Source organism: Streptacidiphilus rugosus AM-16, from assembly GCF_000744655.1.
GTDB classification, from domain to species: Bacteria; Actinomycetota; Actinomycetes; order Streptomycetales; family Streptomycetaceae; genus Streptacidiphilus; species Streptacidiphilus rugosus.
This window is the reverse complement of the sequence record NZ_JQMJ01000004.1, coordinates 1,616,901-1,634,311: the sequence shown is the minus strand read 5'-3', so window position 1 is coordinate 1,634,311 and position 17,411 is coordinate 1,616,901. Positions and strand designations below refer to the sequence as shown.

16 protein-coding genes are annotated in these 17,411 nt (G+C 73.7%); 9 read left to right on the top strand and 7 right to left on the bottom strand.

All coding sequences use genetic code 11. The annotated features are described in order from the left end of the window. Window positions 1-40: 40 nt before the first annotated feature. The 4 genes from BS83_RS48340 to BS83_RS16530 all read left to right on the top strand — a co-directional run bounded on the left by BS83_RS48340 (window position 41) and on the right by BS83_RS16530 (window position 5,700). Window positions 41-322, top strand: coding sequence for a hypothetical protein (locus BS83_RS48340; protein ID WP_051943155.1), 282 nt, complete (start codon window positions 41-43; stop codon window positions 320-322). A gap of 272 nt (window positions 323-594) precedes the next feature. After that, a complete protein-coding gene (locus BS83_RS16540) occupies window positions 595-2,430 on the top strand; it encodes an HSP90 family protein (protein WP_037604556.1) in 1,836 nt (611 codons plus the stop codon). After that, complete coding sequence (locus BS83_RS16535; protein ID WP_051943150.1) at window positions 2,427-5,345, top strand: hypothetical protein; 2,919 nt, start codon at window positions 2,427-2,429, stop codon at window positions 5,343-5,345. Before BS83_RS16540 ends, BS83_RS16535 begins: the two co-directional genes overlap by 4 nt. Before the next feature lie 19 nt (window positions 5,346-5,364). Further along, window positions 5,365-5,700 carry an NIPSNAP family protein gene (locus BS83_RS16530; RefSeq protein ID WP_037604555.1) on the top strand — a complete coding sequence of 112 codons (336 nt, stop codon included), beginning with the start codon at window positions 5,365-5,367 and terminating at the stop codon, window positions 5,698-5,700. 306 nt (window positions 5,701-6,006) lie between these two features. On the opposite strand, the gene BS83_RS16525 is transcribed toward BS83_RS16530, so the two are convergent. Then, window positions 6,007-6,426 (bottom strand): hypothetical protein, encoded by a 420-nt coding sequence (locus BS83_RS16525; RefSeq protein ID WP_037604554.1) that lies wholly within the window; start codon window positions 6,424-6,426, stop codon window positions 6,007-6,009. A 146-nt stretch (window positions 6,427-6,572) separates the two neighbouring features. Between BS83_RS16525 and lnt the strand changes: the two genes are divergently transcribed. The 3 genes from lnt to glmS all read left to right on the top strand — a co-directional run bounded on the left by lnt (window position 6,573) and on the right by glmS (window position 10,361). Beyond that, complete coding sequence (lnt, locus tag BS83_RS16520; protein WP_063774174.1) at window positions 6,573-8,123, top strand: apolipoprotein N-acyltransferase; 1,551 nt, start codon at window positions 6,573-6,575, stop codon at window positions 8,121-8,123. 111 nt (window positions 8,124-8,234) lie between these two features. Next, the gene (locus BS83_RS16515) at window positions 8,235-8,510 is read left to right on the top strand and encodes a hypothetical protein (protein WP_037604553.1); all 276 of its coding nucleotides are present in this window, start codon (window positions 8,235-8,237) and stop codon (window positions 8,508-8,510) included. Between the two features lie 27 nt (window positions 8,511-8,537). Continuing rightward, window positions 8,538-10,361, top strand: coding sequence for a glutamine--fructose-6-phosphate transaminase (isomerizing) (gene glmS / locus BS83_RS16510; RefSeq protein ID WP_037604552.1), 1,824 nt, complete (start codon window positions 8,538-8,540; stop codon window positions 10,359-10,361). Here glmS and BS83_RS16505 read toward each other — a convergent pair. Then, entirely contained in the window at window positions 10,348-11,727 is a 1,380-nt protein-coding gene (locus tag BS83_RS16505) for a GNAT family N-acetyltransferase (RefSeq protein ID WP_051943148.1), read from the bottom strand. The genes glmS and BS83_RS16505 overlap by 14 nt on opposite strands. A 194-nt stretch (window positions 11,728-11,921) precedes the next feature. On the opposite strand from BS83_RS16505, the gene BS83_RS16500 reads away from it, so the two are divergent. After that, complete coding sequence (locus BS83_RS16500) at window positions 11,922-12,296, top strand: hypothetical protein (protein ID WP_037604551.1); 375 nt, start codon at window positions 11,922-11,924, stop codon at window positions 12,294-12,296. Window positions 12,297-12,341: 45 nt separating this feature from the next. On the opposite strand, the gene BS83_RS16495 is transcribed toward BS83_RS16500, so the two are convergent. Further along, a complete protein-coding gene (locus BS83_RS16495) occupies window positions 12,342-12,896 on the bottom strand; it encodes an SMI1/KNR4 family protein (protein WP_051943144.1) in 555 nt (184 codons plus the stop codon). A gap of 27 nt (window positions 12,897-12,923) precedes the next feature. Further along, entirely contained in the window at window positions 12,924-13,709 is a 786-nt protein-coding gene (locus BS83_RS16490; protein ID WP_037604550.1) for an SGNH/GDSL hydrolase family protein, read from the bottom strand. Window positions 13,710-13,778: 69 nt separating this feature from the next. On the opposite strand from BS83_RS16490, the gene BS83_RS16485 reads away from it, so the two are divergent. Then, window positions 13,779-14,366, top strand: coding sequence for a hypothetical protein (locus BS83_RS16485; RefSeq protein ID WP_037604549.1), 588 nt, complete (start codon window positions 13,779-13,781; stop codon window positions 14,364-14,366). A 111-nt stretch (window positions 14,367-14,477) separates the two neighbouring features. On the opposite strand, the gene BS83_RS16480 is transcribed toward BS83_RS16485, so the two are convergent. The 3 genes from BS83_RS16480 to BS83_RS16470 all read right to left on the bottom strand — a co-directional run bounded on the left by BS83_RS16480 (window position 14,478) and on the right by BS83_RS16470 (window position 17,385). After that, the gene (locus BS83_RS16480; RefSeq protein ID WP_051943143.1) at window positions 14,478-14,849 is read right to left on the bottom strand and encodes a hypothetical protein; all 372 of its coding nucleotides are present in this window, start codon (window positions 14,847-14,849) and stop codon (window positions 14,478-14,480) included. Then, complete coding sequence (locus tag BS83_RS41860) at window positions 14,846-15,763, bottom strand: DoxX family protein (protein ID WP_051943142.1); 918 nt, start codon at window positions 15,761-15,763, stop codon at window positions 14,846-14,848. The genes BS83_RS16480 and BS83_RS41860 overlap by 4 nt, the downstream gene beginning before the upstream one ends. A 101-nt stretch (window positions 15,764-15,864) precedes the next feature. Further along, window positions 15,865-17,385, bottom strand: coding sequence for a DUF7405 family protein (locus BS83_RS16470; RefSeq protein WP_198035248.1), 1,521 nt, complete (start codon window positions 17,383-17,385; stop codon window positions 15,865-15,867). Between the last annotated feature and the right edge of the window lie 26 nt (window positions 17,386-17,411).

The window sequence follows — 17,411 nt, the reverse complement described above, 5'->3', positions numbered from 1 at the left end:
CGGCGCGGGCGGGTGGCGCGGGCGGGGGCTTCCAGGTGTCGTGGGCCTGGTCGGTCTTGCTGGAGGCGGCGGAGACGGCCTGCGGCTGGGGATCGTCCATGGCGTTGGCGATGGCCTGACGCGGGGCCGAGTACCGGGGTCCACGCCGACGGGCGGGGAGCGTCATTCCAAGCAGCCGACATCCGGCGTCGTTTGGCACCACGCTGCCATCGCCCGCGACGCCCTCGCCGGACACGTCCTGCACCACCTGGGCGGCCTGTCCTACTTCGAGGAGACCGTGAACCTCCTGCGCAGGAACGGCGTCACCGTCGTGCTCCAGTGAGGGGGGCGACGGACGATCCCTGACCCATTGAAGACGGCTCCTGACGTCGAGAAGGAACGGAGCCAGGCGCAGGGACGTCCAGGGCGTCGAGTGAACTCTTCGGATCCCGGGAGTGCATGGCCGCGCGGGGCGGTGTCAGTGGTGGGTGGGAGGGTCTGAGGCGGCGGAAATCCGTGGTCGTGGGTCTGTTCGAGGCCCTAGCATGAGCCGCTCCCCCGCTGTGTCCCTTCTCGTTCGCGACGCCCCGCGTTCGCCCGAACCGCTGCCGAGAGATGACTGCTGACACCCGCTCCACCGCGCACACCTTCCAGGTCGACCTGCGTGGTCTGGTCGACCTGCTCTCCCACCACCTCTACTCCAGCCCCCGCGTCTACGTCAGGGAGCTGCTGCAGAACGCGGTCGACGCCGTCACCGCCCGACGTCTCGCGGACCCGGACGCGCCCGCGGTCGTGCGGCTGCGCGCAGGGGACGGCACGCTTCGCGTCGACGACTCGGGAGTCGGCCTCACCGAGGCCGACGTGCACAGCCTGCTGGCCACCATCGGGCGCAGCTCCAAGCGGGACGGCCTGGAGTCCGCGCGGGCCGAGTTCCTGGGGCAGTTCGGCATCGGCCTGCTGGCCTGCTTCGTCGTGGCCCAGGAGATCAGGGTCGTCACCCGCTCCGCGCGGGACGCGTCCGCGCCGCCGGTCGAGTGGCTGGCGCGGGACGACGGCTCGTACACCGTGCGCACCCTGACCGACGACGCCAGGCCGGAGCCCGGCACCACCGTGGAACTGACCGCCCGTCGCGGCAGCGAGGAGTGGCTCGCGCCCGCCCGCGTGCTGGAGCTGGCCAGGGACTTCGGCTCGCTGCTGCCCTACGACGTGGCCGTGGTCGACGCCGACGGCGGCGAGCACGCGGTCACCGAGCTGCCCGCCGTCTGGGACCGACCGTTCCCGACGCCCTCCGCGCGCCGGGTCGCGCTGGCCTCGCACTGCCACACGCTGTTCGGCTTCGAGCCCCTCGACGTCATCGAGCTCGACCTGCCCGCCGCCGGGGTCCGCGGCGTCGGCTACGTGCTGCCCGCCGCCGCCAACCCCAGCCAGCGCGGCGGCCACCGGGTCTCGCTCAAGGGCATGCTGCTGACCGACCGCGCCGAGGGCCTGCTGCCCGACTGGGCCTTCTTCGTCCGCTGCGTGCTCGACACCGACGCGCTGCGGCCGACCGCCTCCCGCGAGAGCCTCTACGAGGACGAGACGCTCGCCGCCGTCCGCGACGCCCTCGGCGTCCGGGTGCGTGACTGGCTGACCGGGCTGGCGGCGGGGGATCCCGACCGCCTCGGCCGGTTCCTCCAGGTGCACCAACTCGGCGTCAAGTCCCTGGCCAGGCACGATCCCGAGCTGCTGCGGCTGATGCTGCCGTGGCTGACGGTCGAGACCACCGCGGGCCGGACCACGCTCGCCGAGCTGACCCGTGACCACCAGCAGATCCACCTCGCCGGCACGGTCGAGGAGTTCCGCCAGATCGCGCCGATCGCCCAGGCCCAGGGCATCGCGGTCGTCAACGGCGGCTACACCTACGACGCCGACGTCACCGCGCTGCTCCCCGGCATCGTGCCGGGGGTCGCCGTCAGCGATCTCGACGCCGGCGCCGTCACCGCCCGACTCGACCTGGTCGACGCCGGGGCCGAGCTCGCGCTGGCCCCCTTCCTGGCCACGGCCAGGGCCCGGCTCGAACCGCTGGGCTGCGACGTCGTGCTGCGCAGCTTCGAACCGGTCGGCGTGCCCGCGCTGTACCTCGACGACCGCGAGGCCCGCCACGAGCGCTCGCGCGCCGACGCGGAGGCGGGCGCGGACGCGCTCTGGGCGGGCATCCTGGGCGCCCTGCGCGGCAGCGCGCCCAGGGCCCAGCTGGTGCTGAACCACCACAACCCGCTGGTGCGCAGGATCGCCGGCATCGCCGAGCCCGAACTGGCCGGGGTGGCCGTCGAGTCGCTCTACGGCCAGGCGCTGCTGCTCTCCCGCCGCCCGCTCACCGCGGCGGACAGCGCGCTGCTCAACCGCTCCTTCCTCGGTCTGCTCGACTGGGCCACCCACACCCCGGCGAGCCGCCCGGAGGAGAACCGATGACCCACGACGACGAGGCGCAGCAGATCCGCGAGGCGCTGTGGGCCACCTACGACATGGACAACGGCGCGCTGCGCAACGCCCGCGCCGAGGACGTCGTGGCGCGGGCCGAGCGCACCGGCGACGTCGACCTGCTGCTGGACTGCCTGCGCGGGCTGATGTCCGCCTACGAGTTCAGCGCCGAGCGCAGCAAGATGTTCGTGCCGTTCACCCGCGCGCTCCAGCTGTGGGACGCGGACCCGAGCCAGTTCGACAAGCAGCAGGCGCACTCGCTGTTCTGGTGGTTCAAGTGGGTCACCAGCAGCATGCTCGACTACCCGGAGATCCCGCTGGCCGCGATCGAGCAGTGGCTGGTCGAGATGGAGCGCCGCTACCGGCTGGCCGGCCACGCGGCGCGCACCGTCCGCTGGGTCGAGTTCTACGTCGCCTGGCACCTGGGCGACGAGGACCGGGCCGCCGGCGCCTACGCCCAGGTGCTCGCCGCCGACCGGGACTCCATGAGCGACTGCCACGCCTGCGAGGCCGGGTCCATGGGCCTGTGGGAGTCCGAGCGGGGCGACGACAAGGGGGCGCTGGAACGCTGGGCGCCGGTGCTCTCCGGCGGGCTCTCCTGCGCGGAGGAGCCGCACCGGGTGCTGGCCAAGACGCTGCTCCCGCTGGTCCGGCTGGACCGCCTGGACGAGGCCCGCGCCAACCATCTGCGCGGCTACCGGCTGGCGCGCGGCAACGAGAGCCTGATCGCCACCGTCGGCAAGCACATCGAGTTCTGCGCGCTGACCGGCAACGAGGCGCGCGGCCTGGAGATCCTGGCCGACCACGTCCAGCACCTCGACCAGCACGCCAACCCCGACGCGCGGCTCTCGCTGCTGGAGGCGGCCGCGCTGCTGCTGGGCCGGCTCGACGCGCTCGGGCTCGGCGAGCAGCCGACCGCGGGTCCGGCCGGCCGGACCTGGACGGTCGCGGAGCTGCTCGCCCACGTCGAGGCCGAGCGCTCGGCCATCGCGGCCCGCTTCGACGCCCGCAACGGTTCCGACGCGACCTCCCGGCGCAGCCGCGAGCGGGTCGCCCAGCCGCCGTTGCTCGACCGCCTGCCGCTGGGCGCGGCCGCGCGTCGGCTGCCCCGCGTCCCCGACGCCGCCGCGCCGACCAAGGCGGCTGCGGCGACGGCTGCGGGGGCGGACGAGTCCTTCGAGGACCTGCTGACCCGGGCGCGGACCCTGCGGGACCAGGGCCATCCGGCCGGACGTCCGGCCTGGCTCGCCGTGGAGGGCGCGCTCGCGGCCCGCGGTGGGACGGACGACCTGCGGTTGCGGGCCGAGCTCGCCGCGCAGCGCGGCATCCGCGTGGCCGGCGAGGACCCGGAGGCGGCGCTCGCCGCCTTCACCGAGGCGGCGGAGCTGAGCGCCGAGGCGGACCTGATGGGGGACGCGGCCGTCCAGACCGGCCGGGCGGCCCTGGCGCTGGCCCTGCTGCACCGGCCTGACGAGGCCAGGGAGACCGCGTCCCGTGCCGTCGCCATGGCCCAGGCCGCGGGCGCGGACACCCGCCGCCGTGCCGGGGTCCAGCTGAGCCGGGCCAAGGTGCTCGGTCTGCTGGCCGGTCACGAGAACGACGACGCGGGCCGTGCGGCGGCCCGCTCCGCCGCCGAGGAGGTGCTGGCCCAGGTCGGCGCGGCCGCCGCCGAGGCCGAGGCAGAGCCCAGGCTGCATGCGATCGGGGCCGACGCCCGGCATCTGCTCGCCGGACTCGGCGCGGGGGACGCCGTGTTCCGCGCCGCCCTGCTCCGCGAGGCGGCCGACGCCTACGACGACGCCGGTCAGCCCTGGCACGCGGCCGCCCCGCTCGGCGCGCTGGCCAGGCAGCTGGCCCGCGCGGGCGAGCTCGGCCCCGCCAGGGCGACGGCGCTGACCGCGTTGGAACGCGGCGAGATCCTGGACGACGCCGAGGAGACGGGTCTGCTGCACCTGCTCGTGGCGGACCTGGCCGGACACCAGGAGGACCACGAGGAGGCGGTCCGGCACGCACTGGACGCCGCCCGCTGGCTCGACGAGGCCGGCCTCGCCGAAGGGCCGGGCGCGGCGGCACGGTTCCGGCTGGCCAAGGCCTACCAGGGTCTGGACCGCCACGCCGAGGCGGCCGAGGTGCTGCAGTCGGCGCTGCCGGACCTGCTGGCGCAGGGAGAGGGCCAGGGCGTGAGCGCGCGTCGCGCGCTGGCCGACTCGCTGGCCACGCTCGGCGAGCACGCGGCCCGCGCGGAGCAGCTGTTGGAGGCCATGGCCGTTACCTCCGGCTGGACCGACGACCGCGGCTCGCACGCGCACCTGGCCTGGGCCACCGCCGAGGCGCTGGCCGACGCCGGCCGCGTCGCGGACGCGGTGGCCGCGTACGCCGAGGCCACGCGGCTCTGGCGCGAGCTGGACGCGCCGGTGCCGGTGATCCGGACGCTGCGGGCGCGCGGCTGGCTGCTGGCCCGTGGGGAGGAGCCGGACCTGGACGCGGCGCGGGCGGCCTTCGCCGAGGCGGAGGCCGCCGCCGTGGAGGGTCTGGCGGTCCCCGGGGAGGAGGAGTGGCGGGCCGCGTTCCGCGAGGAGCTGCGCGGCGAGGCCGCCGACACCGCCCGCCAGCTGGCGAACCTGCTGCGGCAGTACGGCGCGGAGGCGGAGACGCGCGAGGAGTGCCTGGGGCTTTTCGAGCGGGCGGCGGCGGGCTTCGGCGAGCTCGGCCCCGACTTCGACCGCGGCCGCGCCACGGCCCTGCTGGGCGCGGCGGAGATCTGCGCCCACGCCGGGGAGAGCGCGCGGGCACGGGAACTGCTCGGCGAGGTGCTGGGCCTCGCCGAGTCGCACGGGGACGCGCTGAGGCAGGAGGCGCGGCGCGCACGCCGGCTGTCGGACTGGCTCGACCGCGAGGCCGAGTGACTTCGGAGGGGGATGCACCATGTTTCTCGAGATCCGCACGTACCGGCTGGTGCCGGGCACGCGTGCCGACTTCGTCCGGGCGATGCGGGAGGAGGCGATTCCGCTGCTGCGGCAGGCCGGCATCCGCGTCGTCGACTCCGGCCCCTCCCTGTCGGACGAGGACGGCCACGAGGAGGCGTACCTGATCCGCGCGTTCGCCTCCCTGGCCGAGCATCGCGACCAGGAGGCCGCGTTCTACGGCAGCGAGGCGTGGCTCAAGGGGCCTCGCGAGGCGATCGTCTCCCGCATCGAGAGTTACCACTCCGTCGTCATCGAGGCCCCGGAGTCCGCCGCCCAGGCCCTGACGGGCGCGTAAGCGCCCTTTTGGGGGCGCGAGGAACCACCCTGTGCGGATGGCCCTGCTCAATGAGGACCATCCGCGTGCGGGAGGGCGCACCTCCCGGCCGAAGGCCGGGGGATTGTCGCGCACGCAGTGAATCGAGCAGAGCCTCGCGCCCCTGACAGTGCAACGGACGCGGTGCTCTGACCTGGCGCGTCCGCGCGGCTTGGCCGCGCAGTTCCTCCCTCGAGGTGGTGCCACTTGCGCTTTGCTGAGAGGTGCCGCGCCTGCGCGCCGGGGGCGCGCAGGTCCGCGCGCCCCTGGGTGGCCGTCGGGGCGGGGTCAGGCGCGGGGTTCGCCGAGGGAGATGGTGTCGGAGGGGAGGGTGGGCCTGGGGTGGCGGGGTTCGCGGTCGCCGGCGTTCGGGGGGCCGGGTTCGCCGTTGTCGGTGCGGCGGGGGCGGACCACGCGGGAGGCGACAAAGCGCATCGGCGCGCTCAGCGCGATCGCGAGCGGGTGGCGGGTCACCCGAAAGGCGAGCTGGTTGCCGGGGCCGCCGCCGCGACCCCACGTGCGCTCCAGCGGGTAGCCGACGAAGAGCCACAGCGGGGCGACGGCCACGATGGCGAGGCTGATCGCGAAGCTCTGTCCCTGCCGCCGGACGGCCCCGTTCCGGCCCCCGTAGTTCAGCGTGCGGTCGACGCCGCCCCGTCGGCCGCGCCCCGAAGCGCGGTAGTGACCTTGCCGTTTGCCTGATCCCATGTCAGCCTCCCGTCCGCTCCAGGGTGCCCCCACTCGATCGGACCCGCAAACAACGTGCTCAACGGTTGATCGCAAGGGAGAATTGGGCGACACCGACTCAGCCGGCGGAAGGGATCAGCGTGCGCGTCGTCGCCGGGAGGAGACCGATGGGCGAGCAGGGCGACCGGCCCGCCCCGGCGCGACCGTCCTTCGCGCGCCGCGCCGCCGCGCCGCTGCTGGCGGCGGTCTGTGGCGCGCTGCCCGTGCTGATCTTCCCCGCGCCGGGGTGGTGGTGGTTCGCCTACGTCTGCCTGGTGCCGCTGATGCTGGTGCTCAGGGCCGCCCCGACCCCGCGTCGGGCGCTGCTGCTGGGCTGGTGGGGCGGGATGGGATTCCTGATCGGCGTCATGAGCTGGCTGATCCCCTCGCTCAGCGTCGCGATCGTCGCCCTGGCGGCGTTCCTCGGCGTGCTGTGGGCTCCGTGGGGGTGGCTGGTTCACCGCCTGCTGCACGGCACGCCCGATGTGGGGCGCGCGCTGGCCGCACTGGTGCTGGTGCCGACGGGCTGGCTGCTGACCGAGACGGTCCGCTCCTGGCAGTACCTCGGGGGGCCGTGGGGGCTGCTCGGCGCGAGCCAGTACCAGCAGCACTTCGCGCTGCGGCTGGCCTCGGTCGGCGGGGTCTGGCTGGACAGCCTGCTCATCGTGGCGGTCAACACCGCCGTCGTCGTGCTCGTCGCGGCCTGGGGACGCTCCGCCGTGGCCTGGCTGACGCTGGTGGGCCTCGCGCTGGGCACCTTCGCGGTGACCGCCTGGGCCCCGCAGCCCCGGCTGACCGGCCGGACCGCCGTGGTCGGCGTCGTCCAGCCGGGTCTGGCCGACGACACGATCGAGGACCGCACGGTCCGCGGGGAGCAGCTCACCGCGACACTGGGGCCGAGCCGGCCCGACCTCGTGCTCTGGGGCGAGAGCAGCGTCTCCTACGACCTGGCCGCCCGGCCCGACCTCACCACCCGGCTGGCGGCGAGCTCCGCCGCCGTCGGCGCGGACCTGCTGGTCAACGTCGACGCCGTGCGGCCCGGCAGCGGCGGGATCTACAAGAGTTCGGTGCTGGTCGGCCCGCAGGGGCCGACCGGAGCGCGCTACGACAAGATCCGGCTGGTGCCCTTCGGCGAGTACATACCGCTGCGTCCGGTGCTGGGCTGGGTCAAGAACTTCTCCAAGGCCGCCGCCGTCGACCGTCGCCGCGGTACCGGCCCGGTGGTGATGACCGTGCCGACCAGGGACGGTGGCAGCCTCGCCGTCGGCCCGCTGATCTGCTTCGAGTCGGCCTTCCCCGACATGAGCCGGGCGCTGGTCCAACGCGGTGCGCAGGTGATCCTGGTGCAGTCGGCGACGCCGACCTTCCAGCAGACCTGGGCCCCCGAGCAGCACGCCTCCCTCGCCGCGCTGCGGGCGGCCGAGACCGGGCGTCCCGTGGTGCAGGCGACACTGACCGGCGTCAGCGTCGCCTACGACCCGTCCGGGAACCGGGTGGGACAGCAGCTCGGCAAGGACGACGCGGGCGCGGTCGCCTACACCGTGCCGCTGGCCACCGGCAGCACGCTCTACGACCGCTGGGGCAACTGGGTGCCGACCGGGTCGGCGCTGACGGTGCTGCTGTGCGGCGGTGTCTGGCTGCTGCTGGCCCGGCGGGACCGCCGTCGCGACCGCCGCTGAACCCCCGGCCGAGGGGCAGGCGGTCGCCCCGACGGCCGTTCGGGCGCAGTCCTGCCCGATTTCGGGCAGGATTCTTGGTGAACCGCCTCCGAGTGCGTAGGGTCGTGCCTCGTGTCCCAGGCCAGCCACCCTCACGACGACCTGCTGCAGCACCTGCTCCGCACCACGGCGCTCGGCCCCGGCGAGGCCGCCCGCGTCATCGCGGACGTGCTCGCCTACTTCGGCGAGAGCGCCGAGGAGTACGTGCGCCGCCGCCACGGCGAGCTGCAGGCCCGCGGGCTGACCAACGACCAGATCTTCGCCCGCGTCGGCCAGGAGCTGGCGCAGCGCCGCGTGTCGGCGCCCGAGCTGTCCGCCCGGCAGCTGCGCCGCCTCGTCTACGGCTGAGGCAACGAACCAGAGGAGAGAGAGCATATGTGCGGAATCGTCGCCTACATCGGCAGCAAGGACGCGGCCCCCATCCTGCTGGAGGGGCTGGCCCGGCTGGAGTACCGGGGCTACGACTCGGCCGGTGTCGCCGTCGCCGCCAAGGGCGCGCTCAAGATGGTGAAGAAGAAGGGCCGGGTCGCCGACCTGGCGGCCGTCGTGCCGGCGCGCTTCAAGGGCGGCGCGGGCATCGGCCACACCCGCTGGGCCACCCACGGCGAGCCCAGCGACGTGAACTCGCACCCGCACCTGGACGGCGCGCAGCGCTTCGCCGTCGTGCACAACGGCATCATCGAGAACGCCGACCAGCTGCGCGCCAAGCTGCAGGCCGACGGCGTCGTCTTCGCGTCCGAGACCGACACCGAGGTGCTCGTCCACCTCATCGCCGCCGAGGCGCAGCACGAGAAGCAGCTCGAGGACGCCGTCCGCGCCGCGCTCAGCCGCATCGTGGGCACCTACGGCATCGCGGTGCTCGACGCCGAGCAGCCGGACCGGATCGTCGTCGCCCGCAACGGCAGCCCGATCGTGCTCGGCATCGGCGAGAAGGAGATGTTCGCCGCCTCCGACGTCGCCGCGCTGGTCCGCTACACCCGCCAGGTCGTCCACCTGGACGACGGCGAGCTGGCCACGGTGCGCGCCGACGGCTTCCAGACCTTCACCCAGGACGCCCACATCACCGCCAAGAAGCCCTCGACCGTGGACTGGGAGGAGGCCTCCTACGACACCGCCGGGCACGCCCACTTCCTGATCAAGGAGATCCACGAGCAGCCGGCCGCCGTCGAGCGGACCCTCTCCGGCCGCGTCGACGAGCGCTTCGCCACCGCCCACCTGGGCGGCCTCAACCTGGACGCCCGCGAGGCGCGTGCCTTCCGCCGGGTCAAGATCCTCGGCTGCGGCTCCGCCTACTACTCCGGCGAGCTGGGCGCCCAGCTGATCGAGGAGCTGGCCCGGATCCCCGCACACGCCGAGCCCGCCTCGGAGTTCCGCTACCGCAACCCGGTGATCGAGGCGGACACCCTCTACATCGCGGTCAGCCAGTCCGGCGAGACCTACGACACGCTGGCCGCCGTCCAGGAGATCAAGCGCAAGGGCGGCCGGGTCCTCGGCGTCGTGAACACCGTCGGCAGCGCCATCGCCCGCGAGTGCGACGGCGGCGTCTACCTGCACGCGGGCCCGGAGATCTCGGTCGCCTCGACCAAGGCGTTCACCTCGACGGCCGTGGCGTTCGCGCTGATCGCGCTGCACTTCGGCCGGGTCCACGACCTCTCGCCCGCCGACGGTCGCCGCATCTGCGCGGGCCTGAAGGCGCTGCCCGACCAGATCAGGGAGATCCTGGGCCAGGAGGAGCAGATCGCGAAGCTGGCCGCCGAGTACGCGCACAACGCCGGGATGATGTTCGTCGGCCGGGTGCGCGGCTGGCCGGTGGCCCGCGAGGGGGCGCAGAAGCTCAAGGAGGTCTCCTACGTCCACGCCGAGGCCTACCCGGCCAGTGAGCTCAAGCACGGCCCGCTGGCCCTGATCGGTCCCGAGCTGCCCACGGTCGCGCTGGTGCCGGACGACGAGCTGGTGGAGAAGAACCTCACCACCATGGGCGAGATCCGGGCCCGTCACGGCCGGGTGCTGATGGTCGGCCACACCGCGCCGGACCCGAAGTTCGCCGAGGACACCATCCTGATCCCGCGGAACGAGCCCGAGCTCGACCCGATCCTGCTCGGCATCCCGCTCCAGCTGCTCGCCTACTACGCGGCGGTGGCACTGGAGCGGGACGTGGACAAGCCGCGCAACCTGGCGAAGTCCGTCACCGTCGAGTAGCGCTCTGCCAGGCGCTGCCGTCGACGGCCGGGGTGGGGGAGAGGTGCGCGGTGATCACCAGCGTGCCCTCCTCCACCTGGTAGTCCAGCGGCACGCCGAGCGTGCGCAGGGTCGCGATCATGCCGGTGTTGGCCGCGGTCGTCACCGCGTAGACGGAGTCGACGCCGGCCTGCCGGGCCAGCTCGGTGAGCCGACGGACCAGGGCGCCGCCGATCCCGCGCCGCTGCCAGGCGTCCTCGACCAGCACCGCGATCTCGGCGGTGTCGTCGTCCCAGAGCAGGTGGGCGAGGGCGGCGATCCGGCCGTCCTCGGTCTCGACGGCGAGGGTCTGCCCGTGCCGGGGGTCGAGCAGATGGCCGAGGTAGCGGTCGGCGTCCCCGACCGGGCCGTGGTAGCGCTGCCGCAGGGTCTGCGGGCCGCAGCGCTCGTGCATGGCCATCGCGGCGGCGCGGTCGCCGGGCTCGGCGCGGCGGACGGCGATCTCCTGCGGCCGGTCACCGGCCAGCCGCAGGGTGTCCCTCGTGTCCGGCACACGCGGACCCAGCTGGGCGTCCAGCTCGACCAGGGCGCGGGCGCGGGCGAACTCGGTGGGGGTGAACGGCGGCTGCTCACGCGTCAGTTCCAGCACTCCGCCGACCGGGTCGCGCAGCCGCATGACGGCTCCGTCGAGCACGTCCTCCTCGATCCGCTCGCCGGGCAGGGAGCGGATCCGGCAGCGTCCGAAGAGCTGACGCAGGGCGAGCGGCAGCTCGGCGGCGTCCTGGGCGGTGCGGGTGGCCATGGTGAGCACCCGGGTCGGGACGTCGACCAGGTCGTGGGTGTCGGCGCGCTCCAGCCACACCTCGGTGCCGCCGGCGGCGACGACGGCCCGGCTCAGCTCCTGCGGGGCGAGGCCCGGCGCGGCGCGGACGACGAACTCGTCGACCGTCTCCTCGGCGAGCGGGTGCGCCTGCATGGACACGATGTTGACGGGGATGTCCGCCATTGCCCGGCAGAGGGCCGCCAGGCTGCCGGGCGCGTCGGCGACCGTCGCCCTGATCCGCCACAGCGCCACCTGCTCCGGCGGCGCGGACGAGGCCGGAGCGGTGAGCTCGCCGCCGTCGTCGCCGGACGCGGAGGTGATGGCCCCCGGTGGGGCGTGGGTATGACGATGCGTCCACCAGCTGTGCCACAGGGCCGTGGCGCCGAGCGCGAGTGCGGAGACGATCAGCAGCACCGGTCCGTCATGACCGTGCACCACGATGTTCGCGACGAGGTCCGCGACCGCGACGGCCACGAACACGGCGGAGAGTTCGACCGTGTCCCTGCGCCAACGGTGCTTGCGGGAGTGGGTGGTTGCGGACTGCGGGGTGTGAGAGCTCTTCATGTCCTCATGGTGCCGAAGCAGTGTTTCTGGACCACGAACCGATCATGACTACGAAGTAAAGTCTTGATTTGAAACGGAATGTACCGTTCGTCTGATTTGGCGCCGTGCCTGAAGCGGGAACGTGCCCGAATCGTCGGAGAATCTGAGTGATCCCACGGATGGCGCGACCGTCGTGGGCGCGGCCACCATGAGGTATGACGCCGCAGTGGCCCGTTCCGTTCCCGCCCGGCCCACCGCCGGTCTCCCGTCCCCGGCTGCTGGACCGCTGGTGGGGCCTTCCGCTGCTGGCCACGCTCGCGGCCCTGCCGCTGATCGCGCTCGCCGTCGGCGCGGCCGGGCTCTCGGCGATGGCGGCGGATCCCTGCAACGCGGCGGCCGACTGCCCGCACACCTTCGCGGCCGTCGGCCGCAGTTGGCTGCTTCTCTGTGCGGCCGCGCTGAGCTGCGGCTTCCAGTGGCTGCCCGCCTACTGGGTCGGCAGGCCGATGCGGATCCTGCTCGGCGCGCTGCCGGTGCTCCTGGCACTGGCGGCGATCGTGAACGCCTTCGCCACGCCCGTCGGCCGGTGACGTGCGTGACGCTGCGTCAACTCGGCCCGGTCCGGCCCGTCGAGGCTACGGAACCCAGGCGGGCGCGAACACCGGTGTGCCGGCCTCGTCAGGGTCGTCGTCGTCCTCGTCGTCGAAGAGACCGCACGTCTCCGTCACGACCTGACGGCTCAGCAGCCCGTGCAGGAACTCGACTGCGCCCATGGCGTGGTGCTCATAGAACCAACTGCGCGGATTCCAGGCGACGACGGTCCAGTCGTCGGGCTCTCCCACGGTGAGCCAGCAGAACCGGGCGCCGTTGTCGAGACCGGCCCAGGGCAGCAGTCCGCCGGGCTCCGGATGGAACGGGTAGGGGCACTTCTCGGGATGCTCCCGGCGGAAGGAGGCCTCCCGGCCGAGCAGGCGCTCCGCCTCCGCGCGCAGCAGGTCCCGCTCGCCGAACGGGGTCAGCGGCGCGATGAAGTCGACGAACAGGCCGTAGCCGTAGTGCGAGATCAGCGCCTTGAAGTCCGCCGGGATGCCCAGCCCCAGCGCGGCCTCGACGGCCTCCCAGTCCCCGGTCGCCCACACCGGTGCGGAGGGGGGCGGTGCCAGGCGGAGCAGGTCGTCGACGGTGATCACGACGGGGATCCTAGCGCGGGCTGCTGCTCAGCCCGGGTAGGGCTCCAGGGCGGGGCGCTTGGCGGGGCGGCCGTCGCCGCTGGAGCGGCCGGTGAGGCGGCGGCCGATCCAGGGGAGGACGTGGAGGCGGATCCAGCGCAGGTCGGCGCGGAGCCTGGTGAGCCGGGGGATCGGAGCCGCCGTAGGGAGGGGTTCGCGCCAGTCGAACGAGGGGGCGAACCCCAGTGCCTGGAGCACCGCCTCGGCGACCCGGCGGTGGCCCTCGGCGGAGAAGTGGAGCCGGTCCTCCGCCCACATCCGCGGGTCGTCGAAGGCCGGGACGTGGAAGAGGTCCACGACCGCGATGTTGTCGTGGCGGGCGGCGAAGTCGCGGACGAAGCCCTGCAGGCGCAGGATCTGCGGCATGATCCGGCCGCTGCTGCGCATCCGCCGGCTCGGGTCGACGCTGTAGAACATCACGACCTGACGGGCCTGTCCGGCGATCCGCCCGGCGAGCGCGCCCAGGGTGCGCTCGACGTGGTCGACGTCGCAGCCGGGGCGCATGACGTCGTTGAGCCCGCCGGCCAGGGTGACCAGCTCGCCGTCCAGGGCGAGGGCCGCGTCGCCCTGCTCCTCCGCGATCTGGCCGATCAGCTTGCCGCGCACCGCCAGGTTGGCGTAGCGGAACTCCCCGTCGGCCTCCTCGGCCAGCCGTGCGGCGACGCGGTCGGCCCAGCCGACGTAGTGGCCGTCCGGCGCCGTGTCGTCGCACATGCCTTCGGTGAAGGAGTCGCCGAGCGCGACCATGCTGCGGAAGCGGGGAGTCTGGTTCATAGTGCAACGATTCTAGAGGGCGCCGCGCCGCCCGCGGCACGCGGTGGCCCGCGGAGTACGGTCGGCTGTGTGCTCACCGACTACCAGCGCGACCTCCGCGACCGGCTCCTCGCCGCGCCCGTCACGGCACCGCCCGCGCCCTGGACACCGGTGCTGGACGCCAGGACCCCCATCGGCGGCCTGCTCGGCATCGGCTTCGGCGTCCACCCGGACAACGGCCACGACCTGGTCATGGTGGTGTCGTCCGACGGGCACGGTCTCTTCGACGCCGCGACCGGGGCGAAGATCGCCCGCGACCGCGATCCCGACCCCGATTCCAGCACCCTGGACGACACCCGCGACCTCAGCTGCCCCGGTCTCGGGCCGCTCTCCGGTACCCGGGTCCGGATCGCGGGCCTCTTCGGCGGAGGGCTCCACAGCACCTCGGGCGACGGATGGTCGCTCGACGTGGTGGCTCCGGAGTGGCCGCACGAGCGCGTCCTGCTCTCGACCGACGGCGGCTTCCACCGGGGCGAGCCCGGTACCGCCTGGTGGCACGTCTTCCACTCCGCCCGCTCCACCCTGCGGGCGGCCGGATTCTCGCCCTCCGGCCGCACGCTCGCCGTCGCGACCAGCAGCGACCTCAGCCTGTGGGCCAGGCCGCAGTCCGCACGCTGAAGGGTGCCTGTGAGCCCGGCGCCGAAGGGCCCACCCGCCGTTCGGCGCCGGGACGCGTTCGATCATACGACATGTGCACGACAAATACGGAATCTTCACGTGCTGTCGCCCTCATCTCCGGGCCGGGCGCGAGGTCCGTCGTGGTGAAAGCAGCCACAACATCACGCACATGCCCAGCGTGAGGACGTTGACGACCGCCTCCGTCACGCCGGCGCCGCCGCCGGTGAACCAGACGCGGTGCTCGATGTCATACAGGACGTCCATGGCGAACAGGTAAAGGCCGGCGGCGGCCGCGGCGGTCAGCCAGGGCGCCGCGGCGGCCTCACGCCGCGTCAGGCAGGCCCGGGCGGCCAGGAGCAGGCACAGCGTCAGCCAGCCGTCCGCCGCGGGGAAGGCGTTCTCGAAGTCCAGGTAGCCGCGGTCGCCGCTGCTGGCCAGGGCCCCGCGCCAGGTGAACCACACCGCCCAGTACGTGATGATCACTGCGGCCGCCGTGAGGCAGATCGCGGCGGCCCAGCGGGCGTGGCGCGGGTGCCAGCCGGAGTCCGCAACGACGGCGGTTTCCGGGAGAGTTGAGGACGGGTGCGATTCCACGGACGGCTTTCTCCTCGGTCGGAAGGACGGCGGGCGGGAGCTGCTGCGGACCGGACGGCGGCCCGCGGCGGACCGCGGGCACGCCGCCCGGACCGTCGGCCTCCTTGCCCGGCGCCCTCCTGATCCCTCCTGCTCCCGGCCGCCTCGCGGCGGCCGTGGCGTCGGGTGCGCGAGCGCCGGGCGTGCGGACGGAGACCGCCGGCGATCCGGCACATACCCGGTCGGCCGTGGCGCAGCACCCAGCACGCGCCGTGGTGCGCGCGTCGACGGGCGAGCTGCGCCCCATCGGTGTCCGGCCCGGCGACGGCCTGCCCGTCCGGGGGCTCCTGGTCGGGTCCGTCGAAGGACGTCGGACTGTGGGTGGCCGCCACCGCCAGCGCCGCGCTGGCCAGCACCAGGTTCTTGAGGATGTACTGGCCGGCGAAGCTGGGCGCGATCGGGGCGAGCTCCCACGTCTCGCGCGGGAAGAGGGCCAGGGGCAGGAACGTGCCGGTCATCTGCACCGCCATCAGCGCCACGGCGGGCCGCAGGAACCGGGAGGTCAGCAGGCCCGCCCCGATGAGGCTCTCCATGAGTCCCAGCAGGGGGAGCGAGACGTCGTGCGGCACCTGGTGGCGGGTGAGCACGTCCATGGTGCGCACCGCCAGTGCCTCGGCCGGGCTGAGGCCGGGCACGAACTTGAGCGCGCCGAACCAGAGGTAGACGATCCCGAGGGAGACCCGCAGCAGCCGCAACGCCGCCGAGGTCGGCGGGCGGGCCGGTTGCCGGATCCAGTCGCTCACTCGTCTCAGCAGTTCGCCCATTCCGGCCTACCTTCCATCGGGCCTTCCATCGAGCGGCGGACGCGGGCCGACGCGGGTCGGCGCCGGACCGGCTCCGCGGGGAGCCGGTCCGGGTCGCCCGGTCAGGTCAGCTCGATGAGCGGGAAGGCGCGGTGGCGGCGGGGCGGGACGAGGAAGTTCTGGCGGCGGGTCGCCGTCATGAAGCGTTCCAGGCCGTTGTCGCTCGCGGGGACGTTGTTGGCCTGGGCCAGGTCGAGGGAGGCCTGGTTGCGGCGCATCGTGGTGAAGAAGTCGGCGGTCGGGACGAAGGCGGTGAACTGCAGCTTGGGCTGGTTGCTGCCGTCGGGGACGTCCATCGCGTCGAAGCCGGGGCCGTCCATGCGCAGGTGCAGCGGTTTGCCGTTGCGGTCACGGGAGGAGCGCTGGAGGGTGGAGAGGTGTCCCAGTCGGTGCTCGCCGCCCGGGGTGCCCACGCCGCGGGCGCCGGCGAGCGCGTCCGAGGTGCCCTGGAAGGTGTTCTGCAGGAAGGCGGGGCCGCCGCCGTCGGTGAACTGGTCCGGATAGCCGAGGGACGGCGGCGGGGTGGAGCGGAACATGTACTGCACGCGCTCGGTGTAGTCCGCGTCGCTGCCGGGGACGCCGTTGTCGTCCACGTCGTAGAACTGCTGCAGATCCATGATGACGTGGGAGAGGTGCTGCACCGAGCCGTTGTCGAAGTAGTCGCCGGGCAGGGCGGTGGTCAACTCGGTTCCCTGGAAGGTGATCGGCGCGGCGGCGCTGCTACCGGCGGTCTGCTGGTCGACGAAGCCCATCCACATGGGCGAGTCGGGGTTGACCATGAACGCGAACACGAGCCCGTTGTCGTCGGCGACCTTGCGCGGCAGGCCCCGCTGGGCGAACATCGCCCGGCTCGAGGTGAAGGTGAGCAACCGGCTCAGCGCCGGGGAGGGCACCGGCGTCCCGGCCAGCGAGTTGCTGCCGGACAGCCAGGCGAGCACGTCCTGGATGTTGCCCGCGTTGTCGCTGCGGAAGGTGAAGAGCAGGTCGTTGCCCTCGATGACCACCGGGACGTCGAAGCGTTGCTTGGTGATGCCGGGATTGGCGGGGGAGACGTCGGTGGGTCCGGGGACGGCCTCCTCCAGCACGTAGCGGCGGACGTCGCTGATCAGCCGCGGCATGGTGACGAAGACCTGCGGTCCGGTGAGACCGCCGGGCAGGCGGCGGAAGTAGGGCAGCCCGTAGGCGACGAAGGTGAACAGCCCGGCCGGGGTGAACGGGTAGGCGGTTTCGATCGCGGCCAGTGCCTGACGCAGGGTCCGCTGGTCGGCGCGGGTGGGTGTGCGCAGCAGCCGGGCGGTGGCGAAGACGGTGTGCACCGGGCCGAACTGGACCTGCACGCCGTCGATGGTCTGGACGGGCGCGAGGTAGGAGCCGATGTCGAACTGGATGTCCGGCAGGGAGGAGGAGGCGCCGTCGGTGACGGCGAGGGGGACTCTGGTCGGGATCGTCGACGAGTGCTTGACCAGTTCCAGAGCGGCGATGGCGGCGGCGAGGCCGCCGGCGTGGAGGACCTGACGTCTGCCCGGGTGGGGCTGGCGCACCGCGGCCGAGGGAGGCAGCGGGGTGCGCGGGAACTCGTCCATGGAGGTGTCCTTCTGGGGCGCACGGA